Genomic DNA, 14,439 nt, shown 5'->3' on the forward strand with positions numbered 1-14,439 from the left:
CGGTCAGTCCGCGACTCCGCCCAGGGGTGGTGGAGCCGAGCGGTACCGGACCGGGGTCCTGGAGAAACTCAACGGGTTTGCGATCTGAGGAGTGGCGCTACCCGGCACCGCTACCACGGCCCCGAGACCGAGTCGCCGGGCGAACTCGAAGGCTTCGGCGACATCGTTGATGGGTCCGGCCGGAACACCCACGCGGGACAGTTCGTCGTACCAGAAATCTGCTCCGGCCGTGGTGAGGACCGAGGTGATCTCCACGCACAACTCCTCACGGTGCGCCACGCGTTGCGGGTTGCTGTGAAAACGCGGATCGGTGGCGAGTTCCGGCACACCGAGAGTCTCGGAAAGTCGCACGAACTGCTTGTCGTTGCCCACCGCCAGCGCCAGCGGACGGTCCTTCGTCGCGAACACCTCGTAAGGGGCGATGCTCGGGTGCCGATTGCCGAGAATTCCCGGCACCACTCCGGCTCCCAGATACGCGGAACCCTGGTTGACGAGCGACGAGAGCAGTGCAGAAAGAAGATTGGTGTCGACGCGCTGCCCCTCGCCGGTGCGCTCGCGGTGATGCAGTGCAGCCAGAATCCCGGCGAGGGCGTGCAGGCCCGTGAGCACGTCGACGACCGCGACTCCCACCCTCGTCGGCGTGCCGGCCTCGGGTCCGGTGATGCTCATGAGCCCACCGACGGCCTGCACGAGCAGGTCGTAACCCGGCAGGGCTGCTCCGTCTCCACTTCCGAACCCGGTGACAGAGCAATAGATCAATTGCGGATTGACGGTGAGCAGGTCGTCGTAGCCGAGACCGAGCCGCTCCATGGTACCTGCGCGGAAATTCTCGACCACGATGTCTGCACGCGCCACGAGGCGGAGAGCCTCGGCTCGGCCTTGCTCCGACGCGAGGTCGAGGACCACGGAAGTCTTGTTGCGGTTCACCGAGTCGAAGTACGTGGTCGAGCCGGCATCGTCGTAAAGGGGTCCCCAAGACCGGGTATCGTCACCGGTCCCGGGACGCTCGATCTTGACGACTTCGGCGCCCATGTCCGCGAGCATCATGGTGGCGTAGGGACCGGCGAGGACCCGGGTGAAATCGGCGACGACGATACCGTCGAGTGCGCCCCCGCTCATGTGATCGACCTTCCACCGCGCAGGTAGACGGTCGTCGTATGTGTGAAGAACTCCCTGGCGGCGCGGCCCTGTTCCTTCGGGCCGTAGCCACTTTTCTTGGCTCCACCGAACGGAACGTGCGGGTCGGCGCCCGCGGATTCCGAGTTGATGTGCAGGATGCCCACGTCCAGATCCTCGAGCGCCCCGAGCGCGCGTGTGAGGTCTTGGGTGAACACCGCCGCCGACAAGCCGTAGTCGCTGTCGTCGGCGAGTGCGAATGCTGCCTCGGCGTCCGCTGCGCGGCACACGGCGAGGACGGGCCCGAACAACTCTTCCCGCCACACGTCGAGTCCGGTATCGGGCAGTTCGAGCACAGTGGGCGGTACGTAGAACCCGGTCGCGAGTTCACCGTCCTCGTACGATCGCTGCCCGCACAACGCCCGCGCACCCTGCCGGATCGCCTCGTCGACCCCTGCCCGGATCGACGTCTGCGCTGCAGCATCGATCACCGGACCCATGTCGACCTGCTCGTCCAAGGGATTGCCTACGGTCCACTTCCCGATCCGCGCAACAAGTTCACGGACGAACTCGTCGGCAACATCCTCGGTGACGATCAGCCGTGAGGTCGCCGTGCATTTCTGCCCCGATGAGCGGAACGCTCCGGCCAGGACCTGCTCGGCGGCGAGATCGAGGTCCGCGTCGCCGAGCACGACAGCCGCGTTCTTGCCCCCCATCTCCGCCTGCACCGGCACGCCCCGCGCGGCTCCCGCCGCCGCGAGGCTGCGGCCCACCGCCGTCGAACCGGTGAACGTCAGGGCGTCGATCCCCGGATGGTCGGCGATACCGGCGCCGATGGCTCGTCCGCCCATGACGAGGTTGAGCACCCCCGGCGGCAGCCCGGCGTCGTGGAGGGCTTGCGCAAGTCGCATCGCCAGCAGTGGCACGGTGCCTGCCGGCTTCCACACCACGGTGTTGCCGTAGGTCAGGGCCGGGGCGATCTTCCAGGCGGGTATGGCAATGGGGAAATTGAAGGGCGTGATGACACCTACCACGCCGATCGGCTTGCGCGCGACCATGATGCGTTCCCCGCGTCGCGGGGAAGCGAACATCTCGCCGGCTTCCCGGTCGCCCTCACCACCGTAGAAACGCATGATCTGCGCGGCGCGGAGCACCTCGGCGACGCCCTCGCCGCGCGTCTTGCCCTCTTCGCGGGCAAGCTCCGCACCCCATCGAGGGGCAGACGATTCGATGATGGCGGCGGCCCGTACCAGGACGGTGCCGCGCTCGTGCGCCGGGGTTTTCGCCCACTGCCGGGCTGCCGCACGCGCGGCAGCGACAGCCCGGTCGACGGCGTCGACGGTGGCCGCGCGGCCGTGCGCGACGGTGACGTCCGGTTCTGCGGGACTGATGCTCACCAGGGCATCGGCGTCACCGTCGAACCATTCACCGTCGATGTAGTGCTGCAGCAGAACGGGTGTCGTCATCGTCTGTCCCTTCGACGCGTGGGGTGCGGATCAACGGAATGCGGGGTGACCGGTCGATGCGCGGCCGGTCGAGAGCAGGCGCACCTCGCTGACGGTGGTGGCGGTGTCGTGCTCAGAGGGTGGCGAATGCGTCGCGGAGAACCGAAAACGCCTCGGCGAGCAGCTCATCCGAGATCGACAACGGAGGCAGGAAGCGCAGTACGTTCCCGAAGGTGCCGGCTGTGAGGGTGAGGACTCCGTGGTTCTGGCAATACCGGGCGATCTTCGCGACGGCCTCCCGGTTGGGGGTGGTCGTGCCGGGTTCGACGAGTTCGACGGCGATCATGGCTCCGCGGCCACGGACCTCACCCACGACGGGGTTACGGGTGCCGATCTCGCGCAACTCCCGCAGCATCAGCGTGCCGATCTCCTGGGCGCGTTCGAGCAGGTGTTCGGCTTCGATCGTCTCGAGGACGCCGAGCGCTGCGGCGCATGCGGCGGGGTTACCGCTGTAGGTCCCGCCGATGCCGCCCGGATGGGCGCGGTCCATGATCTCTGCTCGGCCGGTGACGGCCGCCAACGGGAATCCGCCGGCGAGTCCCTTTGCCGTGACGATCAGATCCGGGACAAGGCCCTCGTGCTCACACGCGAACCATGCTCCGGTACGGCCGATTCCGGTCTGTACTTCGTCGGCGACGACGAGGATGCCCCTGTCCCGGCAGAAGTCGGCGATGCGTCGCAGGAAGCCGTCGGCCGGGACGATGAATCCGCCTTCGCCCTGGATGGGTTCGACGACGACACAGGCCACCTGGTCCGCGCCGACCTGGGCATCGATGAGCAGACGGAACTGTTCGAATGCCTCGTCCGCGGCGCGGTCGGCTCCGCTCGGCCATCGATAGGGATACGCCATCGGGGCGCGGTAGACCTCGGGGGCGAACGGACCGAAAGAGTGCTTGTAGGGCTGGTTCTTCGCGGTCATGGTCATCGTCATGAGCGTCCGGCCGTGGAAGGCATGATCGAAGGTGACCACTGCCGACCGGCCGGTCGCTGCACGGGCGTACTTCACGGCGTTCTCGACGGCTTCGCTGCCGGTGTTGAACAGGGCCGTGCGCTTCGCGTGCGTGCCCGGGGTCAATCGATTCAGAGCCTCGGCGACTTCGATGTACGGCTCATAGGGGGTGGCGAGAAAACAAGTATGGGTGAAGTGCTGCAGTTGTGCGGTGGCGCGTTCGACGACCCGGGGCGCGGAGTTGCCGACGGTGGTGACGGCGATTCCGGAACCGAGGTCGATGAAGGAGTTCCCGTCCACGTCCACGAGCACCCCTCCGCCCCCTGCCGCTGCGTAGATCTCGGCGCCACTGGTCAGACCTGCGGGTAGCGCATCGGTGCGACGGCGCGCCAGCTCGCGGGATCGAGGGCCCGGAATTTCGGTCACGACGCGACGGACTTGCTCCAGCGCGGGTCCGCCGAGCGTGAGTTCAGCTGCAGTCATGGTCTTCTCCCTTCAGCGGTTTCCTCGAACCTTAGGAGTGAGAACGCCGGAACGACATGGACATCAAGTCGAAAATCAGGCCTGTGGATGGACGCTGCGTACATATGTGTGCCGGGCCGCCGACCGCAGACTGACGGCACATCCCGGCCCTATGGGGTGAGCGAAAGGACACGGAGATGACCAGCTCTCTCACGCACTCGTACGAACCGACAACCGCGAACGTCGCGGCGGTTGCTCGACAGCTCGTGCAGTCTCCGGCCGACGGGCCGGCCCTGCTGTTCGTAGAGGACTCGTTACCCGCCGGCACCGCGTGCGCCGTCGTGCGATGGCCCGATCGGGAACTGTTGCTCGCCGACGCCGTGCACACGTTCGAACACTTCGGCCTGCGTATCGGCGATCACTGCGCCCTGACCACGGAGGAGACGAACCAGCAGGCACATCGATTCGTGTTCGTCACACCACAGGAGTGGACCGCGGACTCACCGCGCCGGGTCGAAGCCGTCTTCGATGCATACGTACAGAACCGCACTGTCGTCGACGGATACTCCCGCCTTGCGGTGGTCGCCGAGGTGACCGTACGAGATATCGCCCTCGTCCGGGCCGCTGCGCGTTTCGCTCGCCAGGCAGGCCTGGCGATGTCGGAACGGTACGTCGTCGACACACTCTGCCGGCATGCGGAATTCATCGAAGCTCTCGTCACCTGCTTCGATACACGTTTCCGGCCGGACACGACCGACCGTGACGTCGCCGCCGAACAACTACTCGCCGAACGACGCAGTGCAGCGGACAACCTCGACGACGACCGCATCATGCGCAGCCTGGAATCGTTCGTCACCGCGACCCTGCGTACCAATTGGTACCAGCGTGACGCCGACGGTGAACCGAAACCGTACGGCGCGTTCATGCTCAACTCTGCTCGCTTCGCCGCCCCAGGACCGGTCGTTCCGTACCGCGAGATCTTCGTTCATTCGGACGAGATGGAAGGCATCCATGTAAGGAGCGACGGTGTCGCCCGCGGCGGAATCCGCTTCTCGGACCGTCCGGAGGACTATCGCACCGAGGTACTCGGTCTGATGAAGACACAGGTGGTCAAGAATGCACTTGTCGTCCCGGGTGGAGCCAAGGGCGCATTCGTACGGAAAACGTCGAACATCTCTCCCGGTCGAGCGTATTCCACCTTTGTCCGGGGAATGCTCGACCTCGTCGACAACATCGTCGACGGCCGAGTCGTGCACCCCGAAAGCACCGCCGTCCACGGCGGGGACGACACCTACCTCGTGGTGGCCGCAGACAAGGGCACCGCCCGGTTCTCGGACCTGGCCAACTCCATCGCTGCCGAGTACGACTACTGGCTCGGTGACGCCTTCGCATCCGGGGGTTCGAGCGGATACGACCACAAGGAGATGGGGATAACCGCGCGCGGTGCGTGGGTCGCCGTTCGTGAGCATTTCGTCGATCTCGGCACCGACGTGGACACCACGGAAGTGACCGTGGTCGGCATCGGGGACATGTCGGGTGACGTCTTCGGCAACGGCATGTTGCTTTCCCCCCATCTGCGACTCGTCGGCGCGTTCGATCACCGGCACATCTTCCTCGACCCCGAACCGGACGTGGTCCGCGCTTATGCGGAGCGGCGTCGGTTGTTCGAGCTTCCGGGCTCGAGTTGGGACGATTTCGACCGCAAGGTGCTTTCTTCCGGAGGGGGAGTGTGGTCGCGTTCCGCGAAATCCATCACCGTTCCGGAAGCAGCCCGACGCCTGCTCGGATTGTCCGATGCGACGATCACCCCGAACGAGTTGATCAAGACGCTTCTGACGGCGCCGGTGGATCTGCTCTGGAACGGAGGAGTAGGCACCTATGTCAAGGCATCCTCCGAAAGCCACACCGATGCAGCAGATCCGGCCAATGACGACGTACGGGTCGATGCCTCCCGACTACGGTGCCGAGTCGTCGGCGAGGGAGGCAATCTCGGTTTCACGCAGCGGGCACGCATCGAGTTCGCCGCAGCAGGCGGGCGTATCAACGCGGACTTCATCGACAATGCCGCGGGCGTGACGACCTCCGACGCCGAGGTGAACCTGAAGATCGCGCTCGAATGTGCCAGGCGTGCCGGAACCCTGACGACGAACGACCGAGATCGACTGCTCGACGACGCCCGCCACGAGGTGGCGCGAACGGTGCTGCGGATGAGCAGGGACCAGTCGGTGGCACTCGGTCTCGCAGTTTCCCGCGCAACCCGGCTGCTCGGTAGGCACGAGCGCCTCATCGATCACCTCGAGAGCGGGGGTGGGTTCCGGCGCAGCACCGAGGTGTTGCCGAGTGTGCAGGAACTGGCTGCGCGAGCCGACTCCGGTCGCGGGTTGACCAGACCGGAGATCGCGGTACTGCTTGCACGATCGAAGAACATCGTGTGCCGGGATCTCCTCGACTCGGACGTACCGGATGATCCCTTCTTTGCCGACGTCGCCGTGGCGTACTTCCCCGAGTCCATGCGTCACGCGGTGCAGGACGAAATCCGACATCACCCCCTGCGCCGTGAGATCATCGCGACCCGTATCGCCTCCGAACTGGTGGACCGCATCGGTCCCGGAACGATCTACCAGTTCGAGGAGCGCCTCGGTGTGCGCACACCGGAGGTTGCCCGGGCATACGCTGTGGTTCGGGCAGTGTTCGATACCGACCGATTGTGGGCCGACGCGCAAGAACAGGTGGCCCCGAGCGGCGACCGTTGGGAACGTCTCGGAGCCGTGCAGAATTTCATCGAGCACACGGCCTCGTGGCTCCTGCGGATGCGGTCGCTGTCCGAGGTGACCTCCGAAATCGTGCGGCTGCGTGCCGGAGTCGGGGAGCTGCTCGTCGGCGCCGAGCTGGGTGAGGCACCGGATTTCCGGCTTCTGGGAGAGTGTCTGGCCCTGGCGGATACCGCGTCCACGCTGGGCTGCCGGACCCGAACGGTCGCCGGTATGTATGCCGCGACGGGAACCCTTCTCGGACTGGACGGTATTTCTTTCGATCCGGACGCTGGGTCGGCGACCCGTACGTGGTGGGACAGTATGGCGGCAGCCTCGGTGCGTGATGACCTCGCCGGGCTTCGGCACGAACTCGTCACCGCGATCCTGCGCGGTGACCGCGATCCGGAGAACTCCGACGTCGTCGACGAAACCATGGGTCGGTGGCAGCGTCGAGTTCCGGATTCGATTGCTCGGGTGAAACGAGTGACGGGGGAACTGTGCGGGAGCGGGTCGATCGATCTGCCGCGGGCGTGCACACTCGGCGCGGAACTGCGCTTGCTCGTACGCGCTACGGAGCGATGATCGAGCGACGAACCGGGCCCGCTCCGATGCCCCGCGTCGGGGCGGGCCTTCGACGGTGACGGGATGAGCGCATCCGTTCGACCGACATCGCGGTCCGGCGTGGAGGGTCAGATCGTGGTGATTCCCAGGTCCAGTACCATCTGCGAGCCGGTAATCGCTCGCGCCCGGTCGCTCGCGAGATACAGCACGGCGTCTGTGACATCGTCCACGCTGCACTTGTTCAAGCCTGCCAAGGGCCACTTGTAACTGTCGACGTAGCGTGGGTGTCGCGCAAGCAACCGGCCGACGTTCGCATCCTGCCCCATCGGGGTGTCCACCGCGCCGGGGTGAACCGAGTTGACTCGAATGCCGAACTCTCCCAGTTCGATCGCCGCGGTTTTCGTCAGGCCCACAAGACCGTGCTTGGCGGATGTGTAATGGGATGCGCCCGGTCCGGCCTTGATGCCGGCGGCGGAACTGACGACGATGATCGATCCGCCGCGTCCACCTTGGATCATGGCGGGTACCGAGGCCGAGAGGGTGCGCCACACCCCGTTGAGATTGATATCGATCATGGTGATCCACTGCTCTTCGGGCATCTCCCAGAAGCGATTCCATGTCGAGATACCGGCATTGGCTACCACGACGTCGAGACGGCCGAAGCGTTCGACTCCCGCGTCGACGGCGGCCTGCAGTGCGGCCAGTTCTCGCACGTCACCGACGACAGTGAGGATGTCGCGACCTTCGGCACGGACCAGACGCGCGGTCTCCGCGAGGTCCTCGGGGGTGGAAGGGGAGTAACCGACATCGTCGGATACCGAGGCGCAGAGGTCGAACGCGATGATATCGGCGCCCTGCTGCGCGAAGCGCACGGCATGATTGCGTCCCTGACCGCGTGCAGCACCGGTGACGAACGCGACCTTGTTCTCGAGCAGTGCCATCCGAATCCTTCCGTATCATCCGATGTCCACGCAGGGTAGACAGGTTTCCTGTGAACTTGTCGCTCGGTTCCGATGACCGGACTGCATCGGTCCCGGTGCGACCGGCCATGATGGTCAGGTCGGATGCTCGCGGCGGGGACGAGGATCGTTCACCTGGTGTGGATTTGCTGGTGAGGGTAGGGCTGCGTCGGGCTATCGCCCGAATGCCGACCAGGCGGCGAGCGTCGAACCGATGACCGCGGCGATCACCGCAAAGGTCGTAGTAGCAACCAGCACGGGCCACACCTGCAGTGTTTCGACCGTGCGGTCTCGGCCCGTCGGGAAGCGACGAGCGGCAAGACCGAGAAACGCTGTGCCGATAAGTAGAACGACCATTGCAAGCGGAACAGCGAGATGTCGAATGATGGCAAGAACGAGAATCGTGTAGGTTACTCCCACCGCCAGTCCGGTGCGTTGCCATGCCAATGCGGTGCGTTGAGGCTGGAGTCCGGGATCGCCCGTCATAACGAGAGCGCGAGTGCCGTCACGGCGAACACGGTCAATCCCACGGATACGATGGCGATTGCCGTGACCAGCCAGGGAAGCGACAGCGGGGCAGGCAGGGGGAGATTCATCCTCAGCGCGCGTTCGTTGCGACGCCACGACACCAGTGCCAGCAGTGCGAGTAGGCCCCCTGCGACGCACGCGACGAGCGACAGGCCGTAGATGACCAGCGGGAATGGTGTCAGCCCGGCCACTGTCGTCAAGGTGACTCCTCCGGCGATCAGGGCCAGAGCGGTGCGAACCCATGCCAGGGCGGTGCGTTCGTTGGCAAGAGAGAACCGGACATCCGGTTCGATGCCGACCGAGTACACCGCACGAGGTCGTCGTTGCGGAAAAGCGTTGCGCATGTCGTTGTCCTGCGAGAATTCGATACCCTGCCCAGGTATTCGGTGATCCGATGCGGATAGTGCTGTGGCGAAACTACATTACCTTGATCATCGAACCCGTCGGTCGGCCCGGCGGGGAAGCGCGGGGGACGGTGCGACGAGCATGCCTGGTAGACCCATGTTCGAGTTGTGACCGTTCCTTGCGGATCTCCCTGGTTCCGCGCGAAACCGCGACTGCGGAATTCGGTCCGGTGGCAGGGACGCCACGACGCGGATCGAGTGCGGAGCCAGTTCCATTGTGAGTGTGCGCATCAGGACGATCACGCCGTGTTCCGACGCGACGTCGTGGCCGAACCGTGCGAAACTCTCGGCGAAAAGTACATCGGCCCGCTCCCGACCCACAAGCAGACCCTCGATGTGGGTCGAATCCTGAACCATCAGGCTTCGGGACCGCTGTCCGCTGGGCGGTTCAACGGCGGTTTCTGGTGGGGAGTTTCCGCGGCCTGAGCTGCGGCCGGTCTCTCCATTGCCTCGGCGCGGAGCGACTTCGAGGTCGGCCGGTGGCACAGCGCTACACCTACACCATTGCGGGGATTCGACCTGCTCGACTGCTGTCCGGAACTCGGAGGACCTGAGAGAACATCCTCCGTACAAGGCCTTTCGTACAAGGCCGGTCGATACGCTTCCGTATCGATCAGACGAGCGGTGTTCCGTTGTCGGGGCGAGGAGACTTGCACCCGGCACATTCGAGTGCAAGCCTCCTGTGCGGGTTACCGGTGTCAGTTCGACGAGTGCTTCACCCGATCGGGTCTCGGTGCATGACCATTCCCGCGTGGTACAGGACGTCGTTACGGAACTCGCCGTCGGCGGAGAACCCGGTGTCGTCGCGGTAGTAGATCATCGTGCCGTCGACCCGGTAGTCACCGGTGTAGGCGGCCTCCCGGTTGCCGCGGGCCTCGACGTATCGGCCATCCGGGAGGAGACGTTGGCGAATGTTCCCATCGGCGGTCACCCATAATCCGACGAACGGGTGCTGAGCTTGTTTCCTGCCCTTCGCTTCCTTCACGGTCTTCACAGTGCTGCCGCCACCCGTCGGGTGATGTGGTCGCGAGAGCGGATCACGTCCTCGCGGAGGGCGTCGATGTCCTCACCTACCAGCGAACCCGCCCATTTGCGTGGGTTTCCGGCGACGAGGACGGTGTCGATGTTGCGTGCGTCGGAGCCGAGCACAAGGGTGCCGACGGCGTCGTTGAGAGGCATGTTGTTGACGTCGTCGGCACGGACGATGAGCAGGTCGGCGTCCTTCCCTGGTGTCAGGGAGCCGGTGACGTGATCGAGCGCGTTGGCGTGCGCGCCCTGCAGGGTGGCGAAGTCGAGGACGTCGCGAGTGGTGATCCGGTTGCGGGTCTCCTCCGTTCCGTAGGTGGCGTTCGTGGCACGCATGCGCTGGATCGCGTGCAGCGTGCGCATCTGGGTGAACATGTCGCTCGCGAGCGCGACCTCCACGTCGATGCTCAGACCCGGCCGGATCCCGACGGCGAGGGCCTCGTCCACAGCGGGCACCGCCGTGTCGAGGCCGATCTGGGCGTCGGAGGTCGGGGCGAGCGAGACCGTGACACCGGCATCTCCCATCGCCGACCATGCCTCGGGGGTCAGGCCGGTCGCATGGATCAAGGTGAGGGTCGGAACGAGGATTCCCTGCTGCGCCCAGCGCAGGATCGCCTCCGACGAGGGCACTCCGAAGACGGCATCGATACTCGTCCACACGTCGAGATCGCGAGCGAGAGCGGCGAGTTCGGGCCCGTAGGAGATGGCGGGTCCTGCGATCTCGTCGGTGGAGAGGGCAGCCAGTCGCACCGTGACGAGACCGTTTGCGACGCCGTGGAAGTCGCTCACCAGTCGGTGTATATCGGCGGGCCATTGGCCGTCCCACCGACCGAAGTGCGGGCCCATCGAGGCATGCACTCCTCGGATTCCGGTGTCGACGAGGGCGTTGAGTGCGGCGTCCGAATGGGCGGTGCTGCGTGAATTGTGGGAGAAGTCGAGCATGGTGGTGATGCCCGAGTCGAGTGCGGTCAGTGCGGCGAGGCGCGTCCCGATGTACATGTCCTCCGGCGCATAGTTCGGCGCGATGCCGGCCAGGGTCGACAGGACGTATTCACCGAGGTCGGTGACGTCGGGGATGCTGCGGCGCAGCTGCGCCTCCCAGGCATGGCGGTGCGTGTCGACGAAGCCGGGGCCGACGATCGCGCCGCGGGTGTCGACGACGAGCGCCGAGGCGGCTGCGGCCCCGTGCTCGGGATCGGAGCGCAGGTCGGGCCCGATCGCGACGATCCGGGAGCCGACGAGCAGGACGTCGCCGGTGTCGAGGTCCGGGATGGTGGGATCCATGGTGACGACGGCGCCGCCGGTCAGCAGGATCGGGCGGCCACTGTCGCGGGCCGCGGTGAACTCGGTGAGGGAATTCTTCGGCATGGTGTGCTTTCGGGGGTTGGTGGCAGGTCAGGAGCGGTGGAAGGTGTAACCGGCGTGATGCAATACGCCGTCGGCGAATTCGCCGAAGGCCCAGAATCCGAGATCGTCGCGGTAGTCGATGCGGTCGCCGGTGATCCAGTACGAGCCCTGGTAGGCGTGCGGGCGTCCACCGCGGGTTTCGTCGTAGCGACCGTCCGCGGTCAGGTGCTGATGCACGAAATCGTTCTCGTCGATCCACGTGCCGAGATAACGGTCCGCGGAGGCGGTGTGGGCAACCTCGATATCTGCTGCACGGCCGGCGTCGACCGGGTGTCCGTCCCACCGGACGATCTCACCGTCGACGACGAGCACGAGCGAAATGTCGGGGGCGGCGAGGAATCGACGCAGCGCGGCGGACCCCGATTCTCCGGATACGGCGGACAGGATCGCGAAACCGGCCGGATTGCCGGGTGCGATCGCGGTCGGTGACCGGAACGATCTCGGACTCAGACCGCACAGCTGAGTGGTGTCGACGATTGCCGGCACGATGACGTACCCGGCACAGTCGATGACGATCGCGCCGTCATCATCTGCTGCGGTCAGCAGACCCGGACCGATGCCGACCACGCGAGAACCACCGAGAAGAACATCGCCGCAGTCGAAGTCGCCGATCAATGAATCGACGGTGATGATCCGGGCATTGGCGAACAGCAGCGGACGATGCCCGCCGGTGCGGTTGGTGGTGATGAGTTCGAGCAGTTCGGGAGTGAAAGCGGTGATCATGTGTGCTCCAGAATGGGGAGTGGGGTCGCCGGGTGGTCCCGACGAAATCCACTATCGGGGCGGGGGGATCCCCGGACCAGGCCGGTGTGTGCCCGGGCGCACCAGAGCCTGGTTCGGACTGAACTCGAGCACGAGGCTCGAGCCCTGCCGCTCCAAGGCATCTCGGGAAAGGAATCTCATGGCCTATCGAACCGCAAGCGACGTAACGGGCACGTTCGATTGCCACGTGCGGTTTGTCGCGGAGGCGAGCGTAGAGAACATCCACACGCCGACAAGCCAGGCGCAGGGTGGCTTGGACGGGACGTTGCCTTCGCCGCGTTGGCGCTAGTGGTGAGGCCTTACGGCCAAGCAATCCCAACCAGGGTGCGACACGGCCTGTCAGCCGCGACGCGGTGAGGCTAGCGTCGTCTCATGAGCTCCACCGAACTGGGAACATTCCTCAAAGCGCGACGCAGCCACGTGCAGCCCACGGATGTCGGCATCACAGCGCAGTCGGGGCGGCGGGTTTCCGGCCTTCGCCGTGAAGAAGTCGCCATGCTCGCCGGCGTCAGCGTCGACTACTACACCCGACTCGAGCAGGGCCGCGAGCGACACCCCTCCCCAGCGGTTCTCAACGCGCTCGCCGGTGCACTCGACCTCGACACCGATCTGCGCGAACACCTGTTCCGCCTCGCCGGCCTGGCCCCGACACCGCGCGCCCCGGTAAGGACAACCGTCGACGATTCGCTCCGGCAACTGCTCGCATCCTGGTCGCACACCCCCGCGCTCATCATCAACCGTCAATTGGACGTTCTCGCCTACAACGACCTGGCTGGAGCTCTGTACAGCGGATTCGAACGCATCGACAACATTGCGCGGATGGTCTTCCTCGACCCCTTCGGACGCAGTTTCTTCACCGACCGGGACCGCGCAACCACCTCCTGTGTCGCGAACCTTCGGCTTGCTCTCGGTCACACAGGTTCGGCAGATGACGTCCGCGCTCTCGTTCTCCAGGCGCACGCTGCAAGCGCCGAGTTCCGAGAACTGTGGAGTCGGCACGACGTCCGAGGAAAAACTCACGAGGCCAAAGAATTTCGCCATCCTGCCGTAGGGGATCTTCTCCTCGAGTACAACGCTTTCGACGTCCGCAGCGCACCCGGCCACCAATTGATCGTCTACCAAGCTCCCGTCGGCTCGCCCAGCGCCGACAAGCTCCGACTGCTGGGATCCCTCGCGGCGACAACCAGTTCCGACATCCCGTAGATCTGTCGTGCAGTCAGGGAGGAACTGTCCACTCATCACGGTATTCGGACTGTGAACCTTTTCCGAATGGGCGGCAGCGTGTCGCCAGGTGGGGTCATCTGTCGCAGCAGTGGTCAGGTGTGCGGCGACGTTCGTTGTCGTACTCGACGGCGGGTGCAGAGGTGACGCCGCAGCAACAGGCATGGGAGCATCGGTCGTGATCTCTTCGGGTTTTGAGCCCGGTCGGCGGCGACGGGAGGCCGGATGAGTTGGCGGGGTGTGTTGTCGTGGCTGGATGTGTGGGGGCCGTTTGTAGTCCTAGTTGCGTGGGTTGTTCTGGGTGGGCTGGTTTTTGTGCCGGATGCCTTCATTGAGCCGTCGGGCTGGCACTGGTTCCGGTTCGGGTTGTGGGTGTTCGTCGTGGTGGGTGCTGGTTGGGGGTGGGTCCGGAAGCGTCGTGGTGGTGTGTCGGCGAGAATGGTGGCGCCGGAGGATGTTCCGGGGGTGGATGTGGAGGCTGCGGTGGCGTCGTCGTCGGATCGGGTTTCTGCGGTCAGGGTGTTGCGGGAGCGGCATCCGGATCTGGGGTTGAAGGCCGCTGTGGATCTGGTCGATGGGGTGCTCCGCAGAGATTCGCTCCGAGGCGGGTGACTCGGTCCCTGCGTCTGGTCTCGGGCGGGGGCAGGGCTCCGAAAAAGTTGCATAGTTGCATGCCAGATGCGGTTCCGCTTCGCTGGCGGGGGCCGGTGTCGACCGCGTCCTGAACGACACCGGCCGGAAGGGCGCGTGACATGAGTGTCATGAACACGGCCCAGGACACGGCGC

Annotated in this window: 12 protein-coding genes; 3 read left to right on the plus strand and 9 right to left on the minus strand. The window is 65.4% G+C overall.

What is annotated here, in order from left to right; all coding sequences use genetic code 11:
* Positions 1-3 precede the first annotated feature (3 nt).
* From PV766_RS18345 to gabT, 3 genes are all read right to left on the minus strand, one after another.
* On the minus strand, positions 4-1,119 hold the full coding sequence (locus PV766_RS18345) for a CaiB/BaiF CoA transferase family protein (RefSeq protein ID WP_421097578.1): 1,116 nt from the start codon (positions 1,117-1,119) through the stop codon (positions 4-6).
* Positions 1,116-2,582 (minus strand): aldehyde dehydrogenase family protein, encoded by a 1,467-nt coding sequence (locus PV766_RS18350; RefSeq protein WP_421097579.1) that lies wholly within the window; start codon positions 2,580-2,582, stop codon positions 1,116-1,118. The genes PV766_RS18345 and PV766_RS18350 overlap by 4 nt, the downstream gene beginning before the upstream one ends.
* 112 nt (positions 2,583-2,694) lie before the next feature.
* Complete coding sequence (gabT, locus tag PV766_RS18355; protein ID WP_064063677.1) at positions 2,695-4,053, minus strand: 4-aminobutyrate--2-oxoglutarate transaminase; 1,359 nt, start codon at positions 4,051-4,053, stop codon at positions 2,695-2,697.
* Positions 4,054-4,229: 176 nt separating this feature from the next.
* Here gabT and PV766_RS18360 point away from each other — a divergent pair, with 176 nt between their 5' ends.
* Entirely contained in the window at positions 4,230-7,367 is a 3,138-nt protein-coding gene (locus PV766_RS18360; RefSeq protein ID WP_421097580.1) for an NAD-glutamate dehydrogenase domain-containing protein, read from the plus strand.
* Between the two features lie 107 nt (positions 7,368-7,474).
* Here PV766_RS18360 and PV766_RS18365 read toward each other — a convergent pair whose 3' ends face one another.
* The 6 genes from PV766_RS18365 to PV766_RS18390 all read right to left on the minus strand — a co-directional run bounded on the left by PV766_RS18365 (position 7,475) and on the right by PV766_RS18390 (position 12,393).
* Complete coding sequence (locus tag PV766_RS18365; protein ID WP_421097581.1) at positions 7,475-8,287, minus strand: mycofactocin-coupled SDR family oxidoreductase; 813 nt, start codon at positions 8,285-8,287, stop codon at positions 7,475-7,477.
* Between the two features lie 192 nt (positions 8,288-8,479).
* Positions 8,480-8,791 (minus strand): DUF202 domain-containing protein, encoded by a 312-nt coding sequence (locus PV766_RS18370; protein WP_064063674.1) that lies wholly within the window; start codon positions 8,789-8,791, stop codon positions 8,480-8,482.
* On the minus strand, positions 8,788-9,177 hold the full coding sequence (locus PV766_RS18375) for a YidH family protein (RefSeq protein ID WP_421097582.1): 390 nt from the start codon (positions 9,175-9,177) through the stop codon (positions 8,788-8,790). Before PV766_RS18375 ends, PV766_RS18370 begins: the two co-directional genes overlap by 4 nt.
* Positions 9,178-9,952: 775 nt before the next feature.
* Positions 9,953-10,231: an Atu4866 domain-containing protein gene (locus tag PV766_RS18380; RefSeq protein ID WP_421097583.1), complete on the minus strand. Its 279-nt coding sequence runs from the start codon at positions 10,229-10,231 to the stop codon at positions 9,953-9,955.
* Positions 10,228-11,631, minus strand: coding sequence for an amidohydrolase family protein (locus PV766_RS18385; RefSeq protein WP_421097584.1), 1,404 nt, complete (start codon positions 11,629-11,631; stop codon positions 10,228-10,230). Before PV766_RS18385 ends, PV766_RS18380 begins: the two co-directional genes overlap by 4 nt.
* Before the next feature lie 27 nt (positions 11,632-11,658).
* The gene (locus tag PV766_RS18390) at positions 11,659-12,393 is read right to left on the minus strand and encodes an Atu4866 domain-containing protein (RefSeq protein ID WP_421097585.1); all 735 of its coding nucleotides are present in this window, start codon (positions 12,391-12,393) and stop codon (positions 11,659-11,661) included.
* Positions 12,394-12,804: 411 nt separating this feature from the next.
* Here PV766_RS18390 and PV766_RS18395 point away from each other — a divergent pair, with 411 nt between their 5' ends.
* Together PV766_RS18395 and PV766_RS18400 are read left to right on the plus strand one after the other, a co-directional pair.
* A complete protein-coding gene (locus tag PV766_RS18395) occupies positions 12,805-13,635 on the plus strand; it encodes a helix-turn-helix transcriptional regulator (protein WP_421097586.1) in 831 nt (276 codons plus the stop codon).
* 243 nt (positions 13,636-13,878) lie between these two features.
* Positions 13,879-14,265 carry a hypothetical protein gene (locus PV766_RS18400; RefSeq protein WP_421097587.1) on the plus strand — a complete coding sequence of 129 codons (387 nt, stop codon included), beginning with the start codon at positions 13,879-13,881 and terminating at the stop codon, positions 14,263-14,265.
* Positions 14,266-14,439: the final 174 nt, after the last annotated feature.

Source organism: Rhodococcus sp. As11, assembly GCF_048957735.1.
GTDB classification, from domain to species: Bacteria; Actinomycetota; Actinomycetes; order Mycobacteriales; family Mycobacteriaceae; genus Rhodococcus; species Rhodococcus gordoniae.

Bases quoted from the DNA above. Each gene is read 5' to 3' on its own strand.
- PV766_RS18345 (WP_421097578.1), bottom strand. From the start codon at position 1,119: ATGAGCGGGGGCGCACTCGACGGTATCGTCGTCGCCGATTTCACCCGG.
- PV766_RS18350 (WP_421097579.1), bottom strand. From the start codon at position 2,582: ATGACGACACCCGTTCTGCTGCAGCACTACATCGACGGTGAATGGTTC.
- gabT (WP_064063677.1), bottom strand. From the start codon at position 4,053: ATGACTGCAGCTGAACTCACGCTCGGCGGACCCGCGCTGGAGCAAGTC.
- PV766_RS18360 (WP_421097580.1), top strand. From the start codon at position 4,230: ATGACCAGCTCTCTCACGCACTCGTACGAACCGACAACCGCGAACGTC.
- PV766_RS18365 (WP_421097581.1), bottom strand. From the start codon at position 8,287: ATGGCACTGCTCGAGAACAAGGTCGCGTTCGTCACCGGTGCTGCACGC.
- PV766_RS18370 (WP_064063674.1), bottom strand. From the start codon at position 8,791: ATGACGGGCGATCCCGGACTCCAGCCTCAACGCACCGCATTGGCATGG.
- PV766_RS18375 (WP_421097582.1), bottom strand. From the start codon at position 9,177: ATGCGCAACGCTTTTCCGCAACGACGACCTCGTGCGGTGTACTCGGTC.
- PV766_RS18385 (WP_421097584.1), bottom strand. From the start codon at position 11,631: ATGCCGAAGAATTCCCTCACCGAGTTCACCGCGGCCCGCGACAGTGGC.
- PV766_RS18390 (WP_421097585.1), bottom strand. From the start codon at position 12,393: ATGATCACCGCTTTCACTCCCGAACTGCTCGAACTCATCACCACCAAC.
- PV766_RS18395 (WP_421097586.1), top strand. From the start codon at position 12,805: ATGAGCTCCACCGAACTGGGAACATTCCTCAAAGCGCGACGCAGCCAC.
- PV766_RS18400 (WP_421097587.1), top strand. From the start codon at position 13,879: ATGAGTTGGCGGGGTGTGTTGTCGTGGCTGGATGTGTGGGGGCCGTTT.